We start from the raw sequence: 23,369 nt of genomic DNA, 5'->3' as shown, positions 1-23,369 counted from the left end.
CGCCAAATCAATTTCTCAGGCATAAAAAAACCCTTCGGCCAAGGCCGAAGGGTTTTTTGTTTAAAGCACATAAAGCTTATTTAAAAAGCACTCCCGGCAGCCAGGTGCAAAGTTCCGGGAAAACCACCACCAGCATCATGCCCGTAAGCTGAATAGCCACAAAAGGTATGATGCCTTTGTAAATCTGAGTTGTTTGAACTTCCGGCGGGCAAACCCCTTTTAGATAGAACAGGGCAAATCCAAAGGGAGGGGTTAAGAACGAAGTCTGGAAGTTGAGGCAAACCAGGATGCAGAACCACATGGGGTTTATACCCAGGTGGTCAACAATAGGCGCCAGGATAGGCATGATGATGAATGTGATTTCAATGAAGTCCAGGAAGAAGCCCAACACGAAAAGGACTCCCATAACCAGAATCATCACGCCCCACACTCCACCGCCAAAACTGCTCACAAAATGCTTTAAAGCGGCATCACCGCCTAAGAAGCGGAAGACCAGGCCAAAAGTGGTTGCGCCCAGAAGAATGAGAAAGGCCATGGAGGTGAACCGGGTGGTTTGACGCATCACATCCTTTAATACGTCAAGGCTCATTCTTCCCCGGACAACAGTCAGAAGCATGGCTCCCAGGGCGCCCACACTGGCCGCCTCGGTCGGAGAAGCAACACCCAAAAAGATGGAGCCGAGCACGGTGAGAATCAAACCGGCGGGAGGCAAAAGCGCCTTGAACACTCGGACAGTCAACTCCTTGGGAGTAATGCTGGCCATCTCTTCATCACTGAGCCCCGGGGCCGACTCAGGGTGACGCCAGGAGTAAATTAAAATATAGGCAATGTAAAGCCCCACCAACATCAAACCGGGGATTACGGCGCCCATGAAGAGCTCCCCCACGGAAATGCCCATGATGTCCCCTAAAATAACCAGGGAGATGGAAGGGGGAATAATCTGGCCCAGGGTGCTGGCCGCACAGATGGTTCCTGTTGCCAGCTCTGTGGAGTATTTCCGTTTCAACATCAGGGGAAGGGAGATCACGCCCATGGTGACGACGGTGGCTCCCATGATTCCGGTGGAAGCTGCCAACATGGCTCCCACCACCACCACGGATACCGCCACACCGCCCCTGATACGGCCAAACAAAAGGGCCATGGTGTCCAGAAGGTCTTCAGCCAAACCGGAGCGATCTAAAAACACACCCATGAAGATGAATAACGGCACGGCAACCAGGGTGAAGCTGCTCATCCTTCCCCATATACGCATGGGCAACAGGGTGAAGAAATCCAGTCCAAAACCCAGCAATCCGAAAACCAGGGCCAGGCCGCCCAGGGTGAAGGCCACCGGATAACCGATCATAATGAATACGGCCAGGGCCACAAACATGAGAAAAGGCAGAAACTCGGCCATGACTATTTCTCCCCTTTCTTGATAATCTGTATATTTTTAATGATTTCGCTAAGACCCTGCATTCCGACAAAAACAAAGGTCACAGGTATTACGGTCTTCAGGATATAACGTCCGGGCAGTCCGCCGGGGTCGCTGGAACCTTCCAGCATAGCCCAGGAATCATGAACAAACGGTATGGAGGCCCAAACCACAAGCACGCTGTAGGGCAAAAGGAATAAAAGCGTACCGAATATATCTACCAAGGCCCTGGTGGTTGGTTTGTATTTTGCGTAAAAAATATCCACCCTCACGTGGCCGTCATGGAGCAAAGTCCAGGCGCCGGCCAGCATGAAGTTGGCCGCGAACAAATGCCATTCCGCCTCCTGAATCCAGATGGAACCGGCCTTGAATATGTAGCGCATCAGCACATCATAGACTGTCACCAGAACCATGATCAGGGTCAGCCAGGAAACGGCATTGCCCACCTTCTCACTGAAGGCATCTATGAATCTGACAAAAGATTGCACTTTAAAACTCTTTTCTTGAGAAGCAGGGGAATGCCTCTGTCTCAAAAGCGACGGCCCATTAATCAAAAAAAACCCCAGACCAGCCAAGGCCCGGGGCCTGAGCCACCGCCATGATAAAGGACCGGCAGGCATATTTAAAAAACCTTTGCGGCCCAATGCAACAAACAAGGGGTCTGCCGCAAAAGGCGAAAGACCCCTTGTTATCAGCTCAGTTCAGACCGGCATCAGCCTTTTTGGGCCAGCCTCAAGGCATCGATAAAGGCGTATTCGGAATGATCCATCCAGTACTCGTACCTGGAGCGGAAGTCTGTGATTGAATCATAGACCCTCTTGAATTTAGCGCTCTTTTTGCTCTCTTCAGCCATTACTTCTTCGGTGATGGTGTAGAGCTGTTTCATGACGTCATCAGGGAACTTGCGCAGCTTCACGCCGTCATTGTCCACCAATTCCTTCAAAGCCTTGCCGTTTTTGGCGTCAGCCTCGGCCAAAGACCAGCTCACGCTCTCGGCGCAGGCGGTCTGGACCATCATCTTGAGGTCTTCGGGAAGTTCATTCCAGGCTTTCAAGTTGACCACAAAAGGCACTGTGGTGGCTGCTTCATGCCAGGCCGGATAGTAGTAGTACTTGGCTGCCTGCTGCAGTCCCAGGCGCTGGTCATACATGGGGGAAACCCACTCCGTGGCGTCGATGACCCCGCGCTCCAAGGCGGTGTAGACCTCGGAACCAGGCAAGTTGACCACGTTGACGCCGGCCTTGGCCATGACCTTTCCGGCCAGGCCGGGGATGCGCATCTTAAGGCCCTTGAGATCGGCCAAGCTTTTAATTTCCTTACGGAACCATCCACCCATCTGAGTGCCTGTGGAGAGCATCATAATGGGGTGCATGTTAAAGGGTTTGTAAAACTCTTCAAAAAGCTTCATTCCGCCGCCGGAAATGAGCCAGGCCATTTTGCCGCGGTGGGGCATGCCAAAGGGATAGTCTGAATAGAACTGGGTCTCAGGGGACTTGCCGGCATACCAATAAGGGGCTGTGGAACCACACTGAACCGCCATACCCTGGCTCACGGCGTCGAAAACCTCCATGGCTCCAACCAATTCGCCGGCGGCAAAGACATCAATTTTGAGGCGGCCACTAGTCATCTGCTCCAGCTTTTTGGCAAGCCTTTCGCAGCTGTCCTGCAGGATAGGGTATTTCGGAGGCCAACTGGTGACCATTTTCCAGTGGAAAGTATCTTTGGCTGAGGCTTTGGTGGTTCCCAAGGCTGTAGCTGCGCAGGCTCCCGCTGCTCCCATAGCCACCTTGCCCAGAAAATCGCGTCTTTGCATTTGGTACTCCCAAGTTTTTAATAAGCAAAAAAATGATACACTGTCTCAAGTAATGAGAGTATGATCATCCTTGCAATGGGAGTCAAGTGTAATTATGGCAGAAATTTATATTTAGTTTCGCAAAATTGTTAGGTTTTTTATTTCTTTTTACTAAAGAAGCAATAACTGAAAAGTAATTACTTTAGTATAAAATTAGATATGTTTCTTTTATCCAGATCATTTTTTTAAATTTCTAAAATTTATTAATATCTAAAATAAAAACATCAATCACTCCGGGGTAATAACCGATAAAATTTTTATTAAACCAGTTGTCATGGAGTCTATCTTTTATTTTGCCATTAATTTTATTGAAAAATACTGACAATAAAGAAACTACTTGAGACTACTTTGCTTAAAAAAAGGCGAGCCTTAACGACTCGCCCAACTCGCCGATAAAATCGACTGCTCATTAATAAGTAGCCACAAACATCTCAGCTATTTCATTTTTATCTGTCCCACATACCAGTACCCATCTTTTTTTATCAACTTAACCGGCACTTTTGACAAACGTTTGGCCATTCCTTCCGCCATGGCAACAAGCATATCTTTCTGCAGTTTATTTTCTGCTTTCGGCGCCATAAAACCAATCAAGGCCTTTTTAAGTTTATCCTTGTCAAATAAAACATTTACAACCGCAGCATCGTCATCGATCTTTTCATTCTCCACTTTTGTAAATGCCTTGCCCATGCATATCATACAGCTTTTCTGGTTTTTTGAGAAACCAGATATTTTACTTCTGGCTTCGGGTAGATAAAAATCGCCTAATTTTTCAAAATCCCCTTCTGCCAGACAAGCGAACATCTTTTCAACCTTTACAGCCGGAGAATCGGAAGTTCCGCAGCCTGTGGAAAGCAAGGTGACAAGCAAAAGAAAAATTATGGCCGGTAAAACGGACCTTTTTAATTTCATAACCCTTCTCCATTAATTGAAATAGTTTTACATATAAGATTGAAACCTAGACGTTTGAGAGGCCTTTGAAGTGACAAAAAAATAGGAGCAAAGCAGTCGCAATGATTTACTCGGTAAGCGATTTGAAATTCTATAGCGGTATAGAAAGACTGGAAGAAAAAAACCGGCAAGGACATAAAAATCCTTGCCGGTTATAGAAACGAACCTGCCCAGGCCAAGGGCAAGTTTTTATTTCTTAGTCTTTGAGTCTGGCTTTCACCTGCTCCAGGGCCTCGTCACTGATGGTGAAGGAATTCTCGGGTCCGGGGAAGGTCCCCTCCATCACCTCGGTGCGGTAGTTCTTGAGGGCGTCCAGGATAAAAGGCCTGATCTGGGCGTATTTTCTGACAAACCTGGGGGTGAACTTGTCGAACAGGCCCAGCATGTCGTGGGTTACCAGAACCTGGCCGTCCACATCCGGACCGGCGCCGATGCCGATCACCGGGATCTTCACGGTCTCGGCGATGATCTTGGAAACCTTGTGCGGCACTGCTTCCACGATCAGGGAAAAGCAACCTGCTGCTTCCAAAGCCTTGGCGTCTTCAATGATCTGGTAGGCGCTCTCGGCGTTCCTTCCCTGGGCCTTGAATCCACCCAAGGCGCTGGCGGTCTGGGGGGTCAGGCCAATGTGACCCTGCACCGGGATGCCGGCCTTGACAATGGCCTCCACCGTGGGGGCAAAGTCAACTCCGCCTTCCAGCTTCACGCAGTCACAGCCGCCTTCTTTCATCAGGCGTCCGGCATTGATCACAGCGTCGCGGATGGAGGTGTTGTAGCTCATGAAAGGCATGTCACCGACCACAAAGGCGCTCTTGCAGCCGCGCATGACAGCTTTGATGTGATGGATCATCTCGTCCATGGTGACCTGGCTGGTGCCGTCAAGGCCCATAACCACCATGCCCAGGCTATCGCCGACCAAGACGATATCCACCTCGGCCAGATCCATGATCTGTCCAAAGGGATAGTCATAGGCGGTGAGCATAACAAGTTTGCGTCCGTCTTTTTTGGCCTGTTGCAAATCCATTATGGTGACTTTTTTGCGGCTCATGTGCTTGACTCCTAAAATATTACAAGCTTTTGGGGAGAAACTCCCCGGACATACTTCCCTTTTCCGGTCTTTGAACCAGAGTTGGGAAGTACTTTACCGAAGGAAGTCCCTTTCGCCAAACTAATTGTCTTTGTCAACTATTTTTTTTGCGTGAATTTTCGATTTTTACGCTCAAGGCTCAACACAAGTTGTGTTAACCATCGATTTACCGGAGCAGACATCCCCAGGCGCCTGGCCTGACTCTCCTTCACACCGTTTATGATCTCAACCTCTGTCCGCTTGTTATTGGCAAGATCCTGCAGCATGGAGCTTAAGTTGTCTTTGGTTTTACGGGCCACCTCTTTCACGGCCTCTGCCATATCATTATAAAGGAAATTAATTCCAAGGCGACCAGCAACTTAAGTTGCCTCTTCCACAGCCAGTTTGATTAAAGCCCTGGCCCGGAGGATATACAAAGGCCTGCCGTTGGGAACCTCAAAAAGAGCGGTCAACGGAAAAATCCCCATATTTATCACCAGTTTGGTCCAGACAAGGTCCATTACTGAATCCGAGAGATTCACACTTCAAACCTGCCCCTTGGTAAATTCCTGCCAATGCCTCGCAAAGACCGGCAGACCCACCCGGCTGAAATGGGCCCAGATTGGTGAGGGGCAGGCCCCGCCGTGACGCACCTTGCCCTCTGCCAACAGGGTGCCCCCTCCCAAAACCCTTTCCGGCCCCAGAGCCCCGGCCAGGGTCTCCAAGTTGCCGGCACCGTTCCGCAGGGCAGGCAAAAGGGCTTACCCGGGATATATTCTTTAAGCTCCCCGGTGCCCAAGTCCGGGAAACCACCTTGGGAAAGGCTTGTCTCACCCCTGAATGGTCCTTAAAAATAATTCCCTTTTCCAAAAGCCTGGCCGCACGGTCCTAATTGTGATCCCAAAGGGCTAGATCCTGACCTGTCAAGGAAAGCCCGACCACCCACAAAAGCCCCGCTACGCCAGGGCCCATAGCAGCCATGCGCATGATTTTCCAGCTGATCCGGATGAACCAGACCCTACAGGACAGAAAAGTCCGGCCCTGCCTCCACGTCATGCCGAAACTCCCCAAACCAAAATCCAGGTGAGTCGCCAGGTGTAAACCGCCCATTTCGGTGGGCCGTCAGGCCTTTTCCAGGCAGCCTGACGGTCAATTAAAAGGGGTAAAGGCCACAGACAAAAGAGGCTTTTGCCATGATCCCCTCCTTATTTGATTGTGACGAGCCTTGGCCCGGGTCTCAACAAAAGCGGCCGGTCTGATCCCGCTCCAGCTGTGGGTGCGGGTCAACTGCCCATACATTGAAACAAAACCGGGTCTGCCGCCTCTGGTCGGCCCAGAATGCCATACAGGCTTTTTATATCAAGCCTATAATTACCATCTGTATTTAGGAAAAATTTCAGACCCCATGTTCGTCAATTGTTCAAAATCTTTTTCCATAAGATGGAATTACCTGCCCGCTCAAGGGCAAGCTTAAATTAAAAATAATTTAGACCAGTTAAACAAACATAAACCATTTAAATTTGCTATTGTGGGCTTTCTTATCAAGTCAAACCAAAACAAGCACGGCTTTTGGCTGGCAAAAGCTTGTGATATATAGACCAACAAACAAGTCTCGGCTAAAGACAAAATACAGCCTTTCACCCGGCAGGGACCCGAGCCTTGGCGGACCCTTCTGGTATTTATTCGGAATATTTACCAGTAAATCCCTTAGCCAACGCGGTCTTTACTTTCTGCCAGGTTTAAAAGGGGCGAGACTGCTTTCCCATTACCCCAGTTTTTGGGGGAGGCGCGGGTTTTTAAAACGGATTCCCGCGTTTTCAAAAAAACATTGACAGGTTGCCTGAGCTGTGATGTTTTGAGATGCGCCGGTAAATCCGGCGCTTTCAAACACAAGGATAATCCAGGATTCCCTGGCTGGCCTTTTCAAGGCAGCTATTAGCCAAGTTACAGGAAAGGAGAGGGGCATGGCAGCGGAACTTATCAAAGGTTTGCCCATAGCCAAACAGATTCGGGAAGAGATCACCAAAAACGTAGAGGGGCTTAAGGCCAAAAACGTATCGCCGAAACTGGCGGTTCTTTTGGTGGGTGATGACGAGGCCAGTGTGGTCTACGCCCAGTCCAAGCAAAAGGTGGGCGGAAACCTGGGCATTGAAGTGGATTTGAAAGTCATGCCCGCCGACACCGAAGAATCGGTGATCTTGGATCAGATCAAGGCCTGGAACGAAGACAAGGACACCCACGGCATTTTAGTGGAACTGCCCTTGCCCAAGCACATCACCAAAGAAGCCGTAATGGAAGCCATCGACCCCAAAAAGGACGTTGACGGCGTTCATCCGGTTAACCGCGGCTACCTCATGGGCGGCCAGGAGCACCTGGCCCTGATCCCGGCCACTCCCCTGGCCTGCGTGGCCCTGGCCGAAAGGGCGGGCATTGAGCTTAGCGGTAAAAAGGTCACCCTGGTCGGCAGGGGCGACACAGTGGGGCGTCCCCTGGCCAGCCTCTTGATCAAGAGAAACGCCACCATCACCGTGTGCCACACCAGAACCGTGGACCTGCCCGGTGAATGCCAAAATGGCGAAATCGTGGTCGCCGCCGCCGGATTCGCCGGCTTGGTGAAAAAAGAAATGATCAAGCCCGGCACCGTGGTGATCGACGCGGGCATCAACCCCACCCCTGACGGAAAATCCATCTGCGGCGACGCGGCCCCCGATGTGGCCGATGTGGCCGGTGTCATGACTCCGGTTCCCGGCGGCGTGGGCTCGCTCACCACCACCATCATCATGGAAAACCTGCTCAAGGCCGTTAAACTGCAGGGCCTGGCCTAGGAAAAAAGGAGACAACTATGTCAGACCGCGTATATGGCAAGACAGTCAATGAATTCATAGCCGAAGCCATGAGTTCCAGCCCCACGCCCGGCGGCGGCAATGTCTCGGCCGTGGTGGCCACCTTGGGCGCTTCCATGGTCTGCATGGTCGCCAACCTGACCATAGGTAAAAAAGCCTATGTCGAGTTTGAGGACCAGGCCAAGGAACAGGTCGCTAAACTAAGCGAGATCATTGAGCGCTTGAAAAAGCTGACCAACGATGACATGGAGGCCTTTGACCAGTACATGGCCGTTTTCCGCATGCCCAAGTCCACGGACGAGGAGAAAAAGGCCCGGGCCGAGGCCATGCAGGCCGCAGCCAAAAACGCCACCAACGTGCCTTTGGATATTTGCAAGACCTGCGCCGAAATCGTGAAAGAGGCCGCCAAGCTGGCCCCCTATGGCAACAAAATGGCCATCAGCGATGTGGGTGTGGGCGCCATGGTGGCTGAGACCGCCCTTAGAAGCGCCATGCTCAGCGTGGACATCAACCTCCCCTCCATCAAAGACCAGGACTTTGTTGCCCAGGTCAAGGCCGAAAGAGCCAGACTTTTTGTGGAGGCCGAAGAAAACAAACTGCTGGCCCTGGCTGACGTTAAAAAACGCATGGGCTAAGCATCTTTTTGTCCGAAGGTGAAAACGGCCGCTCCTTTATGGAAAAAGGAGCGGCCGTTTTTTATTAACAAGGCTTTTTCTGTTAGGCCTCTGCAATAGCCTCGATCTCAACCAGACCGCCCAAGGGCAAGTTGGCCACCTGGAAGGCTGAACGGGCGGGCGGGATTTCCTTGAAGAAGGTGGCATACACCTCGTTCACTGCCGCGAAATCCTTAATGTCAGCCAAAAAAACTGTGGTCTTGACCACTTTATCCAGGCTGGAGCCGGCCTCGGCCAGGATGTTTCCCATGTTGGTCAAAAGGGTCTTGGTCTGTTCCTGCACATCACCCTCCACCTTGCCGGTCTCGGGATTGATGGCCAGCTGGCCGGAGCAGAAAACGAAACCATTGGATTTAACGGCCTGGGAGTAGGGTCCGATAGCCGCAGGGGCCTTATCAGTCTTGATCTGTTCTTTCATCTGAAAATACCTTTCCTTATCTGGTCCGGCAAAACCGCCAGGGCCTTGTTTTAATTATTCCTTGCGGGCCTTCAGCGCCCAACGAAGAAGAAGCGTTCCGTATGGTTAAACTTTTTTCCACACAGTTATTGCATACTGGGTATATAGACGTGAAAGCAAGTCTTTGCCAGCAACAATTTTGCCAAACACGCATCATCCCCCAAGCCACCGGCAATGGAAAATCAAATCCAACCTTTTTGATTGCTCAGCTTCTTTTGCGCAATATACGCTCTTCTCCCACCCGCATGGTGAACAGGCTGGTGTCAAAGTACTCCAAAAGGGGAATCAGATATTTACGGGAAAGCCCGGTGAGATCCTTGAATTCGGGGGTGGTGATCCGCTCGTTTTCCTTCAAATAATCACCCAAACGGGTTTTAATCTCATTTAAGGATTCATGGTGGTAATAAAGGTCTTCCTTCACCTTCACCAACACGCCTTCATCCACCATATGGCGCAACAATTCCTTGGCGTGCTTAAGGTCGTCGCCCTCCACCACCTCTCTGGGTCTGGGCGGAGTAAAGCCGCCTTTTTCAATGGCGTTGAGCAACTTTTTCTTCAAGGCCTCTTCATCCTCGGCCAGGCGAACCTCATGGCCAGGCAGGCGCAATATATCTTTTTCCGCCTTTAAGGTGTTCCCATCAGTCATTTTTTTCAAAATGTAATTAAAGAGCTTGGGTGAAATATCCCGGCCGAGGCGCTGCTTAAGCTCTTCCTTGGAAATGCCGGGTTTAAGGGGATTCAGATGATGATACTCACCGACCATGTTTTCTGCGTTCTCAATCAGCCCGGCTAAGACCTTGGCTTCCAAGAACACCCCGTTTTCCTTGTCGAAACGCACCAGCTCCTGTTTGGAGAGCATATCGGACAACAAATTATTCAAAACCTTGGAGCCAAGATTGGTCAAGGGCAGAAGCTCCTTTAAACTCATTCCCTTGGCCTCGGCCAAACGCACATGCACGATTATGCGGTCTTTGGGGTCGCCGGAACGCAAGGTCTCCAGGTCGGCCATCACCACGGGCTGGTTGCGTTTGTGACGACCGGGATGGGGATGCAGGATATGACCGCCCGCAATGGTGGTTACAGGCGAATAGGAACGCAAAACCAGGCGGTCGCCTGCGGCCACGGCCACCATATTCTCCAGCCTGAGCTGACAAAGCACCTTTTCACCGGCGGCCATCTCATCCCTGTCCAGAAGCATTATTCGGCCCATGATCTCACTGGAGCCGGTATGAAACCTGATCGGGGCCCTGTGTTTCAATGGCCTTTGCATATCTTCCAGAGCAGTCAGCTCCACATCAACCCATAGAGAAGGAGTAAGAACCCCGCTTTGGCTAAGTACGTCACCCCGGTTCAGATCGCTTTTGCCAAGCCCCTGCAGGTTAATGGCGGTGCGCTGCCCCCGGCGGGCGATCTCCACCTCTTCATTGTGCACCTGAACGCCCCTGACCTTGGCCTTGACCCCCTGGGGCATGACCTCGATTTCCTGGCCCAGCTCAACCTTGCCGTCAACCACGGTGCCGGTGACCACGGTGCCGAAACCCTTCATGGTAAAGACCCGGTCCACAGGCAAACGGAAAGGCCCCTGGGCCGAGCGTTCGGTCATCTCCCCGGCCAGCCGGTCCAGTTCCGCCTTTAATTCATCCAGACCCTGGCCCGTGGTGGAGGATACGGGCAGCACGTTGGCCCCTTCCAGAAAGGTTCCTTCCAGATACTCGTTCACGTCTTCGGTGACCAGCTCCAGCCATTCCTCATCCACCATATCCACTTTGGTGAGGACAACCAGGCCCTTTTCCACCCCCAAAAGAGAGCATATGTCCATATGCTCCCTGGTCTGAGGCATCACGCCTTCATCAGCGGCAATGATAAGCGCCACCATATCTATTCCCGCAGCCCCCGCCACCATGTTCTTGACGAACTTTTCATGACCCGGAACGTCAACTATGCCCAGGCGCTGACCTGAGGGAAGATCCAGATAGGCAAAACCCAATTCAATGGTAATGCCCCTTTTCTTCTCCTCTTTGAGTCGGTCTGTCTCAATTCCGGTAAGGGCCTTTATAAGGGTTGTCTTGCCGTGGTCAATATGGCCGGCCGTTCCCAGGACGATCTGCTTCATGAATTAATTTCCTTATGTATTCGGGGCGCATGAATTTACAAGTCTTTTACTGCTCGGGCAAGGTGTCCCAAATTGCCTTGCGGCCTTTCGGACCTCTTGACCAGACAAATATATGGCTCTGAGGCAAGCCTAGTCAAGCATAGCGCTTTTTACAGCCGATGCGGAATGGGAATAGATCACCTTTCCGGCTGATAATGCAAAATCACGCAAAGGGATTCCGTCTTCCCCTCAAGCGAAGCGAAATTAAGATCAAACGGAAGTGAAAAGAATAAAGCTTCGCCCTAAACACCTTTCCCCGGTTACAGGGAAGCTCTTTTTTGAGCGGTAATTAAAGGGGCGGCTATGGAAAAAATCAGTCCCGGGACTCGAGCCTCTTGACATCGGCGGCAAAATCCGGGTCCTGCATCAGCTTCTGGGCAAAAGAAATGTATTTACTGGCAATGGCCCTGATGGCCAGTTGCAGGGCATAGCGCCTTACCGGTTTTTCAAAGAGATGGTTCACCCCGGTGGTGATGCACAGGTCAACCACATCGTCACTGGCCTGACCGGTGATGACCACTGTATCCTGCGGGGCCATGGGGTAATGCAACTTAATCTCGTTTATAAAGTCAAAGGCGCTTTTGTCGTTTAAAAAAACGTCCAGAATAAAAATAGCCACGCTGGTGTCCCGCTCAAAACAATAGGTGCGGGCCTCTAAAAAATCCGTAAAGGTATGAACGCTTCCCCAATCATAGAAAGAGGTGACGATCTCCTTTAAGACCCGGCACACAATGGGATCATCATCCAGGATTATCACATCCAGATACTGGGCCATGATTTGCACACTCCCCGCCCTCTGAACAAGGGCACTTGGCGGAAAAACCGGTTAAGCAGCCCAAGGCCGGTTCCTGAACAGGCCCAAAATCAGGGCCATAGTCAAAGTCTGCAACCTGTTAGTTAAAATTTTAGCATGGTTATCCCGTCTGTATAAGGGGTTATATAATTTAGCACTCAAACGGTAACCTTTTCCGTTGATGACGCCTCCTTGAAGAAGGGCGCAACTTTCACCGAAAACGCCCTCAAACAAAGGGCATTACCGAAATCACCTGGCTTTCGACCTATTTTTCAGATAGATATGAATTTGAAAATTTCACAACTTGTCGCCTGGAAATGAAATCATCATAATAGCCTAATGCCTCTGCAAACCAAAACCCGCATACTGGCCCTCGACTACGGCAAAAGCCGTATAGGAGTGGCAATCAGCGATGAAACCGCCTCAATTGCCCTGCCCCTTTGCGTTCTGCCCCAAATAAACCGAGACAAGGACCTCAAGGCCATCAGGGGCCTGATCTTGGAACACGAAGTGGCGCTGATCGTCATGGGCCTGCCCAAGCGCTCGGAGAGTGAACTGGGCCCGGCTGCCGAGCATATTATGCGTTTTGGCAAGAGGCTGGAGCGTTTCTGTGGCCTGCCCCTTGAATTCATAGATGAATTTGAGACCACTGTGGAAGCGGAGCAGGTGCTTTTAGAGGCGGATGTTTCCCGCCAAAAAAGGCGCCAGGCAGTGGATAAGCTGGCTGCCCAAGTGATTCTCAAACGCTACCTGGATGCCCATAAGGAACCTGAAGCGTGAAAAAGAAACTGCTCGTCCCCCTGATTATCCTGACCTTATTGCTATTGGCCGTTTTTGCTTTTCTGATAGCCAAGCCCTTGATCCTGGATCATAGATGCGGCACTGAAAAAACCGAAATAATCGTGGAGGTGCCCCAGGGGCTCGGCATCAGCGCCATTGCCAAATTACTTGAGGAAAAAAAGGTCACAGACTCGGCCAGCCTGTTTGTCATAGCCGCCAGGCTAAGCAATCAGGCAGGGTCCTTAAAGGCCGGTGAATACTCCTTAAGCCCGCATTTTACCAATCGCCGGATTCTAGAGGCCCTCACTCGGGGCAAGGTGCGGTTGCATCAGCTAATCATACCCGAAGGCTTTAATTTAAAGCAAATCAAGGCTCGCCTGGCCGCCTCGGGGGTGATCAATATGACCGGAGCCGACAATCTCTTTACCGACCCGGAATTCATTGCCGCCCTGGGCATCCGGGCTCCCAGCCTGGAGGGTTTTTTGTTTCCGGACACCTATCTCTTGCCCAAGGGGGTCAAGGCCAGGCAGGTCCTCACCATTATGGTCAAGCGTTTCACGGCCAAATGGAACAAACTCGCCCAAAAGGGAAATGCTTCCGGCCTCTCCCGCCTCCAGGTTGTCACCCTGGCCAGCATAATAGAAAAAGAAGCCAGACTCCCGGAGGAAAGAAAACTGATTTCAAGCGTTTACCACAACCGCTTGAAAAAGGGCATGCGCCTGCAGGCAGACCCCACGGTGATCTACGGCATACCCGATTTCAAAGGTACGCTCACAAAAAAGGATCTGGAATATCCCTCGCCCTTTAACACCTATCTGCACAGGGGTCTGCCGCCCGGCCCCATCTGTTCCCCAGGCCAGGCAAGCCTGGCAGCGGCCCTGGAACCCGCCAAGACTAAATCCATCTATTTTGTAGCGAAAGGCGACGGCAGCCATTACTTCAGCAGTAACTACCGCGAGCATAGAAAGGCCGTACGCAAACTGCGCAGGTATCGGAAAAACCATTGATTACACTCTATGTAATCGCAGATCAGGAACAAGGTTTTTCTTGCCATTTTTTACGGCCTCGGGTTATAGTGCCAACCTTGGCAAGGGTGAAAAAGCCGTTGACAGATACTTTATGGCGTGCTAGTGATTTGAATGAATAGTCATTCATTATAACCAGCCAACTCACCCTTTTAAAACGGGATTGAAAGCCCTTGAGCCAATCATCCAAGAAAAACAGTGATAAACATCGTAGAATCATCCAGGCGGCGCTGAAAGTATTTGCCAGAAACGGGTTTTACAACTCCAAGGTCAGCGAGATAGCCCGGGCAGCCAAGGTGGCCGACGGAACTATCTATCTGTACTTTCAAAATAAAGACGATATTCTGATAAGCCTGTTTGAAGAAGAGATGGCCGCCATCTTACAAAAAGTCCGCCTGGCGATGAGCGACTATGATGATCCGGTGGAAAAACTGAAACAATTTGCCTTGAACCACCTGCGTCTGGTGGAAGAACACAAGGAATTGGCTGAAATTATTCAGGTTGAGATACGTCAGTCTTCCAAATTCATGAAGGAATACAAGGTTATCCAATTTGGAGAATACCTTAATCTTATCAGCGACATAGTCAAGGAAGGGCAGGGAAAGGGCGTTTTCAGGCAGGATGTAAAGCCGGGAATCTTCAAAAGGGCCTTTTTCGGAGCCTTGGACGAAATGAGCAGATATTGGGTGCTGTCTCCGGTTAAGAAATATTCCATAGAGACAGCGGCAACTGAAATTAGTTCCTATTTCTTAGATGGAGTTCTATTGGTTCGGAACTAATACGTGTCGCCACCGACCGCCCACGGTTGCGATAACACAAGTAGTTCCCTCCAACGTAGCAGAAACAGGAAGGAGGAGCTCACCGTGAACATAGTGGTGTGCATAAAGCAAGTACCGGACACCGAAACTCAAATCAAGATCGCCTCAGACGGCAAAAACATTGACGCCTCGGACATCAAGTGGGTGATGAATCCCTATGACGAATTCGGCGTGGAAGAAGCCTTGCGCATTAAGGAAGCCCAAGGCGGCGAAGTAACGGTTGTGGGCGTAGGCCCCAAACGGGTCACAGAGGCTTTGCGCACCGCCCTGGCCATGGGCGCCGACAAGGCCGTTTTAGTGGAAGACGATGATATCTACGGCGCAGACCCCGTGGGTGTAGCCAAGATATTGGCCAAGGCGGTTGAACCCTTGAATCCGGACCTCATTTTCTTTGGCCAGAGGGCGGTGGATGATGACTGCGGCCTGGCCGGAGCAGCCTTGGCCGAGTTCATGGACCTGCCCCAGATGGCCGTGATCAACAAGCTTACCGTGGAAGACGGCAAGGCAGTGGCCACCAGGCCGGTGGAAGGCCAGACCCTGACCCTGGAGGCTTCCCTGCCTGCGGTGGTTACCGCCCAAAAGGGCCTGAATGAACCCAGGTACGCCAGCCTGCCGGGCATTATGAAAGCAAAGAAAAAACCTTTTGAGACCAAGACCCTTGCGGACCTCGGCATGGAAAGGGATGACAAAATAGAAGTCATCGCCCTGAGCCCGCCGCCTGAGCGTGCGGCAGGCCGCGCCATTGAGGGTGAGACTCCCCAAGAGCTGGCCGCCGGATTGGCCAAGGCCCTGCGGGAAGAGGCCAAGGTCATTTAACAGGTTTTTTTGTTTTCCTGAAAAGGGATCGCACCTTTCGCCCGGAAGGAGTTTATATAAAATGGCAGATGTTTGGGTTATAGCCGAGCACAGGGACGGCGAGTTCCGTAAAGTAACGTTTGAGGCTGCCGGAGCCGCGCAAAAGATAGCCGCTGATCTGGGCGGCGAAGTCGCGGCCGTGGTCTTGGGCCAGGGTATGGCCGATAAAGCCAAAGAACTGGGTAAATACGGCGTGGCCAAAGTTTTCCATGCGGATAACGAGGCCTTTGCCCAATACACCACAGACGCCTACAGCCTGGCCTTGGCCGGGATCATCAAGGAAAAAGCCCCCAAGGCAGTGCTTTTCGGGGCCTCCATGCAGGGTAAGGACCTGGCCGGACGCCTGGCCGCCAAACTGGACGCAGGCGTGGCCGTGGACTGCACCGCCATCAAAGTTGAAGACGGCAATCTGATAGCCACCCGCCCCATGTATGCGGGCAAGGTCTATGCGGACGTAAGGATCGCAAGCGACCTGCAGATAGCGTCATTGCGCCCCAATGTCTTTGAAATAGCCGAAACAGGCGGCGAAGCGGTGGTTGAAGAATTCAGCGCCGAAGTCGCCGAGATCAAAGCCCAGTGCACCAAAGTGGAAAAAGAAGAAGAAGGCAAGGTGGATCTTACCGAGGCCACCATTATTGTCAGCGGCGGCAGGGGCATGAAGGATTCGGACAACTTCGCCATCCTGGAAGAGCTGGCCTCCCTTTTGAACGCCGCTGTGGGCGCTTCCCGTTCCGCGGTGGACGCGGGTTGGCGTCCCCATGGCGACCAGGTGGGACAGACCGGCAAGGTTGTCACCCCCAACCTCTATATTGCCTGCGGCATCTCGGGAGCCATCCAGCACCTGGCGGGCATGGGTTCCTCCAAGGTCATCGTGGCCATCAACAAAGACCCGGACGCACCGATTCACCAGAAAGCCGACTTCTCTGTAGTTGGCGACCTGTTTGACGTAGTCCCGGCCCTGACCGAGGAATGCAAAAGCGCCGGCTAGAAAAGCTTCGACCAAACAACCAGGCCGTTCCCTTAAAAAAGGGACGGCCTTTTCTTTTTAAAATCCATTCCCCTGCCCATACCTCCGCTCAAATGGGCCTGGATGGCCTTTGAGCTTCCCTCCCCCGGACCTGAAAAAACAAAATCCCCAATTCGAATCCGCCACACGTCTTTACCACCGCTCTTCCCGGATCCCCAAAGTGCTCAAAATTCCAGTGGGTAATCTTGCCGTTCTCTGAAGTGCCTTGACATTTCAGGGTGCTCTTACGGGGTCCCCGGAAAATCGCAGATTTTTGGGGATGTACTTACGCGGGGTCCCCGAAAATCTTTGATTTTGGGGGTGTGCCTAAGGTCCCTCCACCCTGATGGGTGTCACAACAGTGTGGCTCTTTTTGCCCAATAAATCCCGAATAATGGTCTCCACTTTGTATTCTCCGGGCGGCAGGCCCGAAAGGCTGTAGGTAAAGGTAAGGGGATAACGGTCTGGAAACTGGGCTGTCTCGCCTTCAAAACGGCCCACAGTGCGGCGGCCGCTGACCACCCTGCCCCAGGCATCGACCATATTGAAATCCGCCACCAGGCGGTAGCGATACTTGCCGGTGTTTTTATCCTCTTTGACCACAAACCCCACAGGCTCCAGATAAAGAATAAGTGGTTCGCCGGGGCGGAAGACGTTATCCACCCGGGGGATGAAGCGGCCATAGCCCGCGGGCTGGGCAGCGACCAGATGCACGTTCACCGCTGTAAAGGGAAACCTGCGCCAGGCCTCGGCCGTGGCCTTGCGCAAAGCGGCCAGGGTGGCCGCCGGTTCCTTGGCCAAAAGGTGTTTTTTGGCTTCCTCAATATATTTTTCAAAGCCGTCCACTGGGCTTAAATTCCGGGCGTACCCAAAAACGGAAAAGCTGCAAAGCAAGAAAAATACAAGGCATATAATTGCGCAGATGCGGCTGAGCGGAGCGAAAAAACTTGAGCTACTCAGTTTCATGTTTTTGGGCCCCTCCTTTTTTCATCTCCCACAATCTGGTGTATTTGGTGAGGGTGTAAAGAGATTCCATGCGCGCGGCCAGATAGCCCTGAAAACCGTCCAAAAAACCTCCGCGCAAGAGGTACCGGTTGAAAAAGCTCCAAAACCCGTGAAACCAGGCGTCCAGGGGGGTGGTCTTTTTACCGGAAAGATGCATCTGACGGGCAGCCTGTTCACTGTAGGTCTGCATGCGGCTTATATACTCACCCACCGTGTCATAGGAGTAGTGCTCCACATAACCCGGCAACCTGCCCACCTTGCCTTGGACCTCAAGCCTTTCATGGACCTGGCGCTTGGCCCAGCCGCCCTTTCCCCTTTGAAACAGCCTTAAGTGATGCTCCGGAAAAAAACCGCCGTGCCTTAAAAAGCGGCCAAAGAAAAAGACCTTAAAAGCCAGCTCATAGCCTGCGTATTCTCCTGTTTTATCCTGCTTCAGGGAATTCAGGGAAGCGGCCAGTTCCGGATCGACCAGTTCGTCGGCATCCAGAAAAACAATCCAGTCGCCGGTGCACATATCCATGGCGGCGTTTCGCTGGTCTGCGTAACCAGTCCAATCCCTGGACCGAACCTTGGCGCCCGCCTCCTTTAAAACGGCCAGGCTGTTGTCGGTAGAACCGGAGTCCACAGCCACCACTTCATCGGCAAAGGCCGAAACCGATTCCAGCCAGGCAGGCAGGTTTTCCTCTTCATTTCTACAGATCAGGGCAGCGCTCAACCCGGGCATGGCAGGTCATCTCCTATGCTTGCTTAAATTAAGCCTTTGGGAACCTTTTTTTAGCATCCGCCAGGAAAAAATCTTTGGCAAGATCAAATCATAAACGGCTTTTAGCCCGGGAAAGCTTGATGCGGAAGTCCAGGCTGTCGTCAGCCCTTTTCACTATTATTCTGGGAAGTTCAAAGGGAGGAGTCGCTGACCCGGCTTTCCCCGGCCTGGTGGTGCAGGCTAAGTCGAATCCAGCCTCCCTTGCCATATCCGCGGCTTTTTGATTATAGGCCCCAAAGGGATAGCTGAAAACACGGGCAGGGCTCCCCAAAAGACGGGTAAGGTCCTTTTGACAGCCTTTTATCTGCTCCGCCAGTTCGGCCTCATCTAAAGTGGTGAGATTCAAGTGATCCCTGGTGTGGCCGCCAAACTCGACCCCCTGATCAGCCAAATCCAGCACCTGTTCCCTGGAGAGCATGGCCTCTTGGGGCTCCCCCTTGCCCAGGTCCCAGCGGTTGGATCCGCCTATCTCTTTGGTAACCAGAAAAACCGTGGCGCTCATGCCCCGCTTTTTTAAAAGGGGCCAGGCATTGGTGAGGAAATTGTCATAGCCGTCGTCGAAACTGATCACGCAAGGTTTGGCAGGGGCATCAGCAGAAAGGGCCCGGCTTAAGGTGACCGCCTGAAAACCGGCTTTTTGAATGATATCCAACTGCCGGGCAAAACAACGGGGAGATACCCTCAATTTGGGCAGGGGGGTGCCATTCAGTTCATCGGTAATGTGATGATACATGAAGATGGGCACACCCTTTAAAGCGGGCCGCCACCAGGTGTAACGGGCTGAAAAACCCAATCCGGCCAGGGCGGCCGCCGTCCAGATCAGGCCCTGCATCAGGCGTCTTCCCGTTTCTTGACGCCGAGATCGGCATAGACCTTTTCTGTTGCGTCGAGCATGACTTTCTTGGAATGTTTTTTCATTACCAGCTCCCGGCCCGCCCGGCCCAGGGAAGCGCGCAGGTCCGGATCATCCAGGAGCCTTGAGACCCCGGCCAAAAGGGAGTCACTGCTGCCCGGTTCAACCAAAAGGCCCGTCTTTTCATTGAGCACCACCTGGGCCACGTCACCTGCGTCAGCCGCAACCACAGCCTTTTGACAGGCAAACTGCTGTAAAACCGCCTGGGGCACTCCTTCCGCCTTATCACTGGCCAAAACACAGACCGTGCACAAGGGCAGAATGCGCTCCACGTCGTTTCTGTGACCGGTCATTATTGCTGCCGGGCGCAGGCCCTTATCATCAAGGTAACCGTTAATCCGTTTCCAGCCCGGACCGTCGCCCACAATCAAAAAGCGGGTGTCAGGCCTTTGGGCCAGCAGGTCCCTGGCCATGGCGCAGAAAAGGTCGTGCCTTTTCCAGCTCCTTAGAACCGCCACCATGGCAACCACATTCCGCCCAGGCTCAAGCCCCAGCTCGCGGGCCAATTCAGGGTCCGGCTCTCGCGGGGCAAAACGCTTGGCGTCAACACCGGTGGGCACGGACGTGACCCTTTCCGGAGGCAGGCCGTAGTCCTCCACCAGATGGCGGCGGATGCTCACTCCGGTGGTGGTCACCGCCTGGGGCAGTTTATAAACAATATTCAAGGGGTTTTTACTTACCGGAACACTCAGGTGACGGGTGCGCACACATTTTATACCGGCCAGTCTGGCCGCAAAACCGCCCAGCCAGGAATCCACCGAGGAATGGGTGTGGATGATATCAATCCCCTTGGCTTTTATCAGGGCCACCAGTTTGGCCAGGGCGTTTATATCCCAAGGGCCTTTCATGGCTATGGGATGAAACACAAGCCCCGACTCCTGGGCCCTTTTGCGCAACTTGCCTTCCGGGCAACCGGCCAATTCCACCTCATGGCCTCTTTCAGCCATTCCCAGGCATTCATCCAGTATGCGGATCTCCTGCCCGCCCCAACCATTGGACCATTCGGTGTGTAATATCTTGTAAAATGATGACATATTGCCTTTTTTCTGATAAATCCGCGCAACCGCCCCAGGAGACCGTTGACATCGAAGCATTGGCCGCTGATACTTTGGCCAGGCCGGTTTTAAAGCCCGGCCGGTAATTTTAAACCGAAAAGCAGCCCTTTTTTGGCTTAATCGGGGCATGAAAGCCTCTGCAAGCGGTAAAAAGGTGCTGTAATTTAATAACATCAAACCCGGTGACCGCAAGCCCATAATAATGGAGGCATAAAGCTTCTCGGTTGCCCGTGTTTTCGTCCTCCCGGCTGGCCAAGTCCACACAGCCGGGTAAATGGAGGCCTGATGGACGACGAACGACAAGAGGAACTGGAAGAGTTGGCAGCTCTTTTGGGGCATAAATTCAATGACCTGGAACTACTCGCAACCGCCATGCATCATTCTTCCTATGTGCATGAGCACGCAGACCTGAACCTCGAATCCAACGAGCGCCTTGAATTCCTGGGCGATGCCGTGCTGGAACTCTGTGTAACCGAAATGCTTTACCAGAGGTTTCCCGCTGCATCAGAAGGCAGACTCAGCAAAGCCAGGGCCAGCATGGTCAATGAACATCGCCTGGCCGCAATTGCCCGTTCACTCAATCTGGGCGGCTTTCTACTCCTCGGAAGGGGAGAAGAGATACAAAGCGGCTCCAACAAGCCGAGCATTTTGGCCGACGCCCTGGAAGCTGTTCTGGCTGCAACCTACCTGGATGGGGGCCTTGAAGTCACTGACGCTATAATCACAAGGCTCCTTGGCCCCTATGCCGAAGGAGCCATAGCCAAAGCCCCGCAAAAGGACTTCAAGACCCGCATCCAGGAATTTGTACAGGAAGAGCTGCACGTCACTCCACGCTATCAGCTTCTGGAAACCCAGGGCCCTGACCATGATAAGACCTTCAGGGTGGCCCTTTCCATTAAAAGTGAGCGCGTGGCCAGGGGAGTGGGCAAATCCAAAAAGGAAGCCGAGCAAAATGCAGCCCGCAGATGCCTTGAGCTCATAGAAAAAGAAGGAACGGATTTCCTGGCGAAGTAGGCAACCATCCCGGAGCCTTTACCAAAAGGCTCCGGGATCTCCTTTTTTCTGCAGGCTTTTTTAAAAACAACCTTTAGGAATATCCAGGGGATAAAAGGTGATCATAAGCAGCACAGGCAAGGTATGTCCGGGTTTCCATGTATTGGGACACAGCGCCACCCCTTCTTATCTGGCGGAGGCTGAGACCCCGGCCCTGTTTGACGCGGGCTTCACCTGTCTGGGACCTGCCTATGAAGAAGACATAAAAAAAATCCTCGGCCCCCAAAAACCGGGGATCATTTTTCTCACTCATGTGCATTTCGACCATTGCGGGGCGGTAAGCTACCTCAAAAAAGTCTTTCCCGGACTTAAGGTCGCAGCCTCCCAAAGGGCCGCGGAGATCATGTCCCGGCCCGGCGCAATAAAACTCATGACCAAACTGAATGAAAACGCCACCCTGGAAGTGGAGAAATGGCATCCCGGACTGGGCCGGGATATTGCCTTTCTGCCTTTTCAGGTCGATATGGTTCTTAGTGAGGGAGACGAAGTCAAACTGGGTCGGAATACAACTGTAAAGGTTTTGTACACCCCTGGGCATACCTGGGATTTCTTGAGCTTTCACCTGAAGGAAAAAGATATCCTCATAAGCTCCGAAGCCACCGGCTGCGCAGACGCCACCGGCTACATAGTCACGGAATTTTTGGTGAACCACGCCAAATATCTGGAGAATATAAAAAGAGCGGTTGCCTTGAAGCCCAAAATGCTGTGTCAGGGCCACAGGCGGGTTTACACTGATGAAGATGTAGGCGAATTTTTAAAGGAATCGGAAAAAGCGGCCCTGGACTACAAAAAATGGGTGGATCGGCTTCTATTGGAGCAACAGGGGAATATCAAAAAAGTAATGGAGCAGGTCAAGGCAGCGGAATATGACCCCTGCCCCCAGCCCAAGCAGCCTGAGCCTGCCTATCTTTTAAACCTTGAGGCCAGGGTAAGCCACCTTGCCCGGGAACTGGGTTTTGAACCTTGAGCATGGAATCCATTGATAAAAGTATTCTGGACTCTATAAGCGCCCATGTGGCCATATTGGACAAAAGCGGCCGCATTCTCCAGACCAACCGGGCCTGGAATGATTTTCACCTCAAAAACGCCCCCAAAGGAGCGGTGCAAACTCCGGACATGAACTACCTTGCCGTCTGCGAAAGCGCCACCGGGCCGGGAGCGGAAAAGGCCCGTGAGGTGGCATTGGGCATAAAATCCGTGGCCCGGGAAGAGATAGATGAATTTGAGCTGCAATACGACTGTCACGGCAGCGGAGTCAAACGCTGGTTCAACCTGAGAGTGACCAGGCTCAATGCTCCGGGGCAGCCCAGGCTGGTGGTGAGCCACGAAAACATCACCCAAATTAAGACAGCGGAAGAAAAAATCCTGCAAAGGGAGGTAATGCTCAAAGATCAGGCCCAAAAACTGGAGCAGGCCAACTCGGCACTGACTTTCTTGCTGGATCAAATCAAAAAAGAGCGCTCAGAGCTGGAAGAAAAGGTGATGGCCCAGATCAAACACCTTGCCCTTCCCTACCTCAACAAGCTGGCAAGCTCAGACCTCAGCCCCGAGCAAAAAGCCCTGGCCCGGGCCGCCGTGGAAAACTTAAAAGAGATTACCAGCCCTTTTGCCCGCTCCCTTTCCTCGCGTTTCCTGGGGCTTACCCCCACCGAAATCCAGGTCGCCGGACTGATCAAGGAAGGACAAACCAGTAAGGAAATTGCCGAAGCCCTTAACACCTCCCCACGTACAGTGGATTTTCACCGCGCCAACCTGCGGCGCAAACTGGGGCTTAAAGACCGCGCCCAAAACCTGCGCACTTATCTCCTCTCCCTTGCCTAATACCAGTTTTTACCTGTTATTTTACCGTCAATTTACTGGTTTTTTCTTTAGGCTCTGATCTGGCAAAATTTAAATC

Annotated in this window: 24 protein-coding genes and 1 pseudogene; 10 read left to right on the top strand and 15 right to left on the bottom strand. The window is 52.3% G+C overall.

The window, feature by feature from the left end:
- Window positions 1–76: 76 nt before the first annotated feature.
- The 8 genes and pseudogenes from X474_RS02375 to X474_RS02340 all read right to left on the bottom strand — a co-directional run bounded on the left by X474_RS02375 (window position 77) and on the right by X474_RS02340 (window position 6,336).
- Complete coding sequence (locus X474_RS02375) at window positions 77–1,396, bottom strand: TRAP transporter large permease (protein ID WP_044346505.1); 1,320 nt, start codon at window positions 1,394–1,396, stop codon at window positions 77–79.
- 2 nt (window positions 1,397–1,398) lie between these two features.
- A complete protein-coding gene (locus X474_RS02370) occupies window positions 1,399–1,902 on the bottom strand; it encodes a TRAP transporter small permease subunit (protein WP_197281929.1) in 504 nt (167 codons plus the stop codon).
- Window positions 1,903–2,126: 224 nt separating this feature from the next.
- Window positions 2,127–3,227 carry a TRAP transporter substrate-binding protein gene (locus X474_RS02365; RefSeq protein WP_044346503.1) on the bottom strand — a complete coding sequence of 367 codons (1,101 nt, stop codon included), beginning with the start codon at window positions 3,225–3,227 and terminating at the stop codon, window positions 2,127–2,129.
- A gap of 474 nt (window positions 3,228–3,701) precedes the next feature.
- Complete coding sequence (locus tag X474_RS02360; protein WP_044346501.1) at window positions 3,702–4,175, bottom strand: hypothetical protein; 474 nt, start codon at window positions 4,173–4,175, stop codon at window positions 3,702–3,704.
- Window positions 4,176–4,410: 235 nt separating this feature from the next.
- The gene (panB, locus tag X474_RS02355; RefSeq protein ID WP_044346500.1) at window positions 4,411–5,262 is read right to left on the bottom strand and encodes a 3-methyl-2-oxobutanoate hydroxymethyltransferase; all 852 of its coding nucleotides are present in this window, start codon (window positions 5,260–5,262) and stop codon (window positions 4,411–4,413) included.
- Window positions 5,263–5,399: 137 nt separating this feature from the next.
- Window positions 5,400–5,801, bottom strand: a pseudogene (locus X474_RS26720) (ketopantoate reductase family protein).
- A gap of 24 nt (window positions 5,802–5,825) precedes the next feature.
- Window positions 5,826–6,035, bottom strand: coding sequence for a hypothetical protein (locus X474_RS02345; protein WP_044346498.1), 210 nt, complete (start codon window positions 6,033–6,035; stop codon window positions 5,826–5,828).
- A gap of 133 nt (window positions 6,036–6,168) precedes the next feature.
- Window positions 6,169–6,336, bottom strand: a complete 168-nt coding sequence (locus X474_RS02340) for a hypothetical protein (RefSeq protein WP_156360577.1) — start codon at window positions 6,334–6,336, stop codon at window positions 6,169–6,171.
- Between the two features lie 908 nt (window positions 6,337–7,244).
- On the opposite strand from X474_RS02340, the gene X474_RS02330 reads away from it, so the two are divergent.
- A complete protein-coding gene (locus X474_RS02330) occupies window positions 7,245–8,105 on the top strand; it encodes a bifunctional 5,10-methylenetetrahydrofolate dehydrogenase/5,10-methenyltetrahydrofolate cyclohydrolase (protein WP_044346493.1) in 861 nt (286 codons plus the stop codon).
- Window positions 8,106–8,122: 17 nt separating this feature from the next.
- Complete coding sequence (locus X474_RS02325) at window positions 8,123–8,758, top strand: cyclodeaminase/cyclohydrolase family protein (RefSeq protein ID WP_044346492.1); 636 nt, start codon at window positions 8,123–8,125, stop codon at window positions 8,756–8,758.
- 82 nt (window positions 8,759–8,840) lie between these two features.
- Here the strand turns inward: X474_RS02325 and X474_RS02320 are convergent, their stop codons facing one another.
- From X474_RS02320 to X474_RS02310, 3 genes are all read right to left on the bottom strand, one after another.
- Window positions 8,841–9,215, bottom strand: coding sequence for a RidA family protein (locus X474_RS02320; RefSeq protein WP_044346491.1), 375 nt, complete (start codon window positions 9,213–9,215; stop codon window positions 8,841–8,843).
- A gap of 244 nt (window positions 9,216–9,459) precedes the next feature.
- Complete coding sequence (gene selB / locus X474_RS02315) at window positions 9,460–11,367, bottom strand: selenocysteine-specific translation elongation factor (RefSeq protein ID WP_044346490.1); 1,908 nt, start codon at window positions 11,365–11,367, stop codon at window positions 9,460–9,462.
- 352 nt (window positions 11,368–11,719) lie between these two features.
- Window positions 11,720–12,181, bottom strand: a complete 462-nt coding sequence (locus X474_RS02310; protein WP_044346631.1) for a response regulator — start codon at window positions 12,179–12,181, stop codon at window positions 11,720–11,722.
- A gap of 357 nt (window positions 12,182–12,538) precedes the next feature.
- Here X474_RS02310 and ruvX point away from each other — a divergent pair, with 357 nt between their 5' ends.
- From ruvX to X474_RS02285, 5 genes are all read left to right on the top strand, one after another.
- Complete coding sequence (gene ruvX / locus X474_RS02305) at window positions 12,539–12,979, top strand: Holliday junction resolvase RuvX (RefSeq protein ID WP_044346489.1); 441 nt, start codon at window positions 12,539–12,541, stop codon at window positions 12,977–12,979.
- Window positions 12,976–13,986 (top strand): endolytic transglycosylase MltG, encoded by a 1,011-nt coding sequence (gene mltG, locus X474_RS02300; protein WP_044346488.1) that lies wholly within the window; start codon window positions 12,976–12,978, stop codon window positions 13,984–13,986. Before ruvX ends, mltG begins: the two co-directional genes overlap by 4 nt.
- 191 nt (window positions 13,987–14,177) lie before the next feature.
- The gene (locus X474_RS02295; protein ID WP_044346486.1) at window positions 14,178–14,783 is read left to right on the top strand and encodes a TetR/AcrR family transcriptional regulator; all 606 of its coding nucleotides are present in this window, start codon (window positions 14,178–14,180) and stop codon (window positions 14,781–14,783) included.
- 84 nt (window positions 14,784–14,867) lie between these two features.
- The gene (locus tag X474_RS02290; RefSeq protein ID WP_044346484.1) at window positions 14,868–15,638 is read left to right on the top strand and encodes an electron transfer flavoprotein subunit beta/FixA family protein; all 771 of its coding nucleotides are present in this window, start codon (window positions 14,868–14,870) and stop codon (window positions 15,636–15,638) included.
- Window positions 15,639–15,699: 61 nt separating this feature from the next.
- Window positions 15,700–16,665, top strand: coding sequence for an electron transfer flavoprotein subunit alpha/FixB family protein (locus X474_RS02285; protein ID WP_044346482.1), 966 nt, complete (start codon window positions 15,700–15,702; stop codon window positions 16,663–16,665).
- Between the two features lie 345 nt (window positions 16,666–17,010).
- Here the strand turns inward: X474_RS02285 and X474_RS02280 are convergent, their stop codons facing one another.
- The 4 genes from X474_RS02280 to X474_RS02265 all read right to left on the bottom strand — a co-directional run bounded on the left by X474_RS02280 (window position 17,011) and on the right by X474_RS02265 (window position 20,398).
- Window positions 17,011–17,649, bottom strand: coding sequence for a hypothetical protein (locus X474_RS02280; RefSeq protein WP_044346481.1), 639 nt, complete (start codon window positions 17,647–17,649; stop codon window positions 17,011–17,013).
- Window positions 17,636–18,412 carry a glycosyltransferase family 2 protein gene (locus X474_RS02275; protein ID WP_044346480.1) on the bottom strand — a complete coding sequence of 259 codons (777 nt, stop codon included), beginning with the start codon at window positions 18,410–18,412 and terminating at the stop codon, window positions 17,636–17,638. The genes X474_RS02280 and X474_RS02275 overlap by 14 nt, the downstream gene beginning before the upstream one ends.
- An 88-nt stretch (window positions 18,413–18,500) precedes the next feature.
- Entirely contained in the window at window positions 18,501–19,283 is a 783-nt protein-coding gene (locus tag X474_RS02270) for a polysaccharide deacetylase family protein (RefSeq protein WP_044346479.1), read from the bottom strand.
- Window positions 19,283–20,398 carry a glycosyltransferase family 4 protein gene (locus tag X474_RS02265; protein ID WP_197281927.1) on the bottom strand — a complete coding sequence of 372 codons (1,116 nt, stop codon included), beginning with the start codon at window positions 20,396–20,398 and terminating at the stop codon, window positions 19,283–19,285. Before X474_RS02265 ends, X474_RS02270 begins: the two co-directional genes overlap by 1 nt.
- Window positions 20,399–20,704: 306 nt before the next feature.
- Here X474_RS02265 and rnc point away from each other — a divergent pair, with 306 nt between their 5' ends.
- From rnc to X474_RS02250, 3 genes are all read left to right on the top strand, one after another.
- Window positions 20,705–21,433: a ribonuclease III gene (gene rnc, locus X474_RS02260; RefSeq protein ID WP_044346477.1), complete on the top strand. Its 729-nt coding sequence runs from the start codon at window positions 20,705–20,707 to the stop codon at window positions 21,431–21,433.
- Window positions 21,434–21,530: 97 nt separating this feature from the next.
- The gene (locus X474_RS02255) at window positions 21,531–22,439 is read left to right on the top strand and encodes an MBL fold metallo-hydrolase (RefSeq protein ID WP_044346476.1); all 909 of its coding nucleotides are present in this window, start codon (window positions 21,531–21,533) and stop codon (window positions 22,437–22,439) included.
- A 2-nt stretch (window positions 22,440–22,441) separates the two neighbouring features.
- Window positions 22,442–23,293: a LuxR C-terminal-related transcriptional regulator gene (locus X474_RS02250; RefSeq protein ID WP_044346475.1), complete on the top strand. Its 852-nt coding sequence runs from the start codon at window positions 22,442–22,444 to the stop codon at window positions 23,291–23,293.
- Window positions 23,294–23,369: the final 76 nt, after the last annotated feature.

This window comes from Dethiosulfatarculus sandiegensis (assembly GCF_000931935.2).
Lineage (GTDB): Bacteria > Desulfobacterota > Desulfarculia > Desulfarculales > Desulfarculaceae > Dethiosulfatarculus > Dethiosulfatarculus sandiegensis.
This window is presented reverse-complemented; position numbering and strand designations above follow the sequence as displayed.

What these genes read in the sequence shown, in the direction of transcription:
- X474_RS02340 (WP_156360577.1), bottom strand. Translation starts at nt 6,336, where the DNA reads ATGACGTGGAGGCAGGGCCGGACTTTTCTGTCCTGTAGGGTCTGGTTC.
- X474_RS02285 (WP_044346482.1), top strand. Translation starts at nt 15,700, where the DNA reads ATGGCAGATGTTTGGGTTATAGCCGAGCACAGGGACGGCGAGTTCCGT.
- X474_RS02375 (WP_044346505.1), bottom strand. Translation starts at nt 1,396, where the DNA reads ATGGCCGAGTTTCTGCCTTTTCTCATGTTTGTGGCCCTGGCCGTATTC.
- X474_RS02265 (WP_197281927.1), bottom strand. Translation starts at nt 20,398, where the DNA reads ATGTCATCATTTTACAAGATATTACACACCGAATGGTCCAATGGTTGG.
- panB (WP_044346500.1), bottom strand. Translation starts at nt 5,262, where the DNA reads ATGAGCCGCAAAAAAGTCACCATAATGGATTTGCAACAGGCCAAAAAA.
- X474_RS02360 (WP_044346501.1), bottom strand. Translation starts at nt 4,175, where the DNA reads ATGAAATTAAAAAGGTCCGTTTTACCGGCCATAATTTTTCTTTTGCTT.
- X474_RS02365 (WP_044346503.1), bottom strand. Translation starts at nt 3,227, where the DNA reads ATGCAAAGACGCGATTTTCTGGGCAAGGTGGCTATGGGAGCAGCGGGA.
- X474_RS02270 (WP_044346479.1), bottom strand. Translation starts at nt 19,283, where the DNA reads ATGCAGGGCCTGATCTGGACGGCGGCCGCCCTGGCCGGATTGGGTTTT.
- X474_RS02325 (WP_044346492.1), top strand. Translation starts at nt 8,123, where the DNA reads ATGTCAGACCGCGTATATGGCAAGACAGTCAATGAATTCATAGCCGAA.
- X474_RS02330 (WP_044346493.1), top strand. Translation starts at nt 7,245, where the DNA reads ATGGCAGCGGAACTTATCAAAGGTTTGCCCATAGCCAAACAGATTCGG.
- X474_RS02275 (WP_044346480.1), bottom strand. Translation starts at nt 18,412, where the DNA reads ATGCCCGGGTTGAGCGCTGCCCTGATCTGTAGAAATGAAGAGGAAAAC.
- rnc (WP_044346477.1), top strand. Translation starts at nt 20,705, where the DNA reads ATGGACGACGAACGACAAGAGGAACTGGAAGAGTTGGCAGCTCTTTTG.
- selB (WP_044346490.1), bottom strand. Translation starts at nt 11,367, where the DNA reads ATGAAGCAGATCGTCCTGGGAACGGCCGGCCATATTGACCACGGCAAG.
- X474_RS02250 (WP_044346475.1), top strand. Translation starts at nt 22,442, where the DNA reads ATGGAATCCATTGATAAAAGTATTCTGGACTCTATAAGCGCCCATGTG.
- X474_RS02310 (WP_044346631.1), bottom strand. Translation starts at nt 12,181, where the DNA reads ATGGCCCAGTATCTGGATGTGATAATCCTGGATGATGATCCCATTGTG.
- X474_RS02280 (WP_044346481.1), bottom strand. Translation starts at nt 17,649, where the DNA reads ATGAAACTGAGTAGCTCAAGTTTTTTCGCTCCGCTCAGCCGCATCTGC.
- ruvX (WP_044346489.1), top strand. Translation starts at nt 12,539, where the DNA reads ATGCCTCTGCAAACCAAAACCCGCATACTGGCCCTCGACTACGGCAAA.
- X474_RS02320 (WP_044346491.1), bottom strand. Translation starts at nt 9,215, where the DNA reads ATGAAAGAACAGATCAAGACTGATAAGGCCCCTGCGGCTATCGGACCC.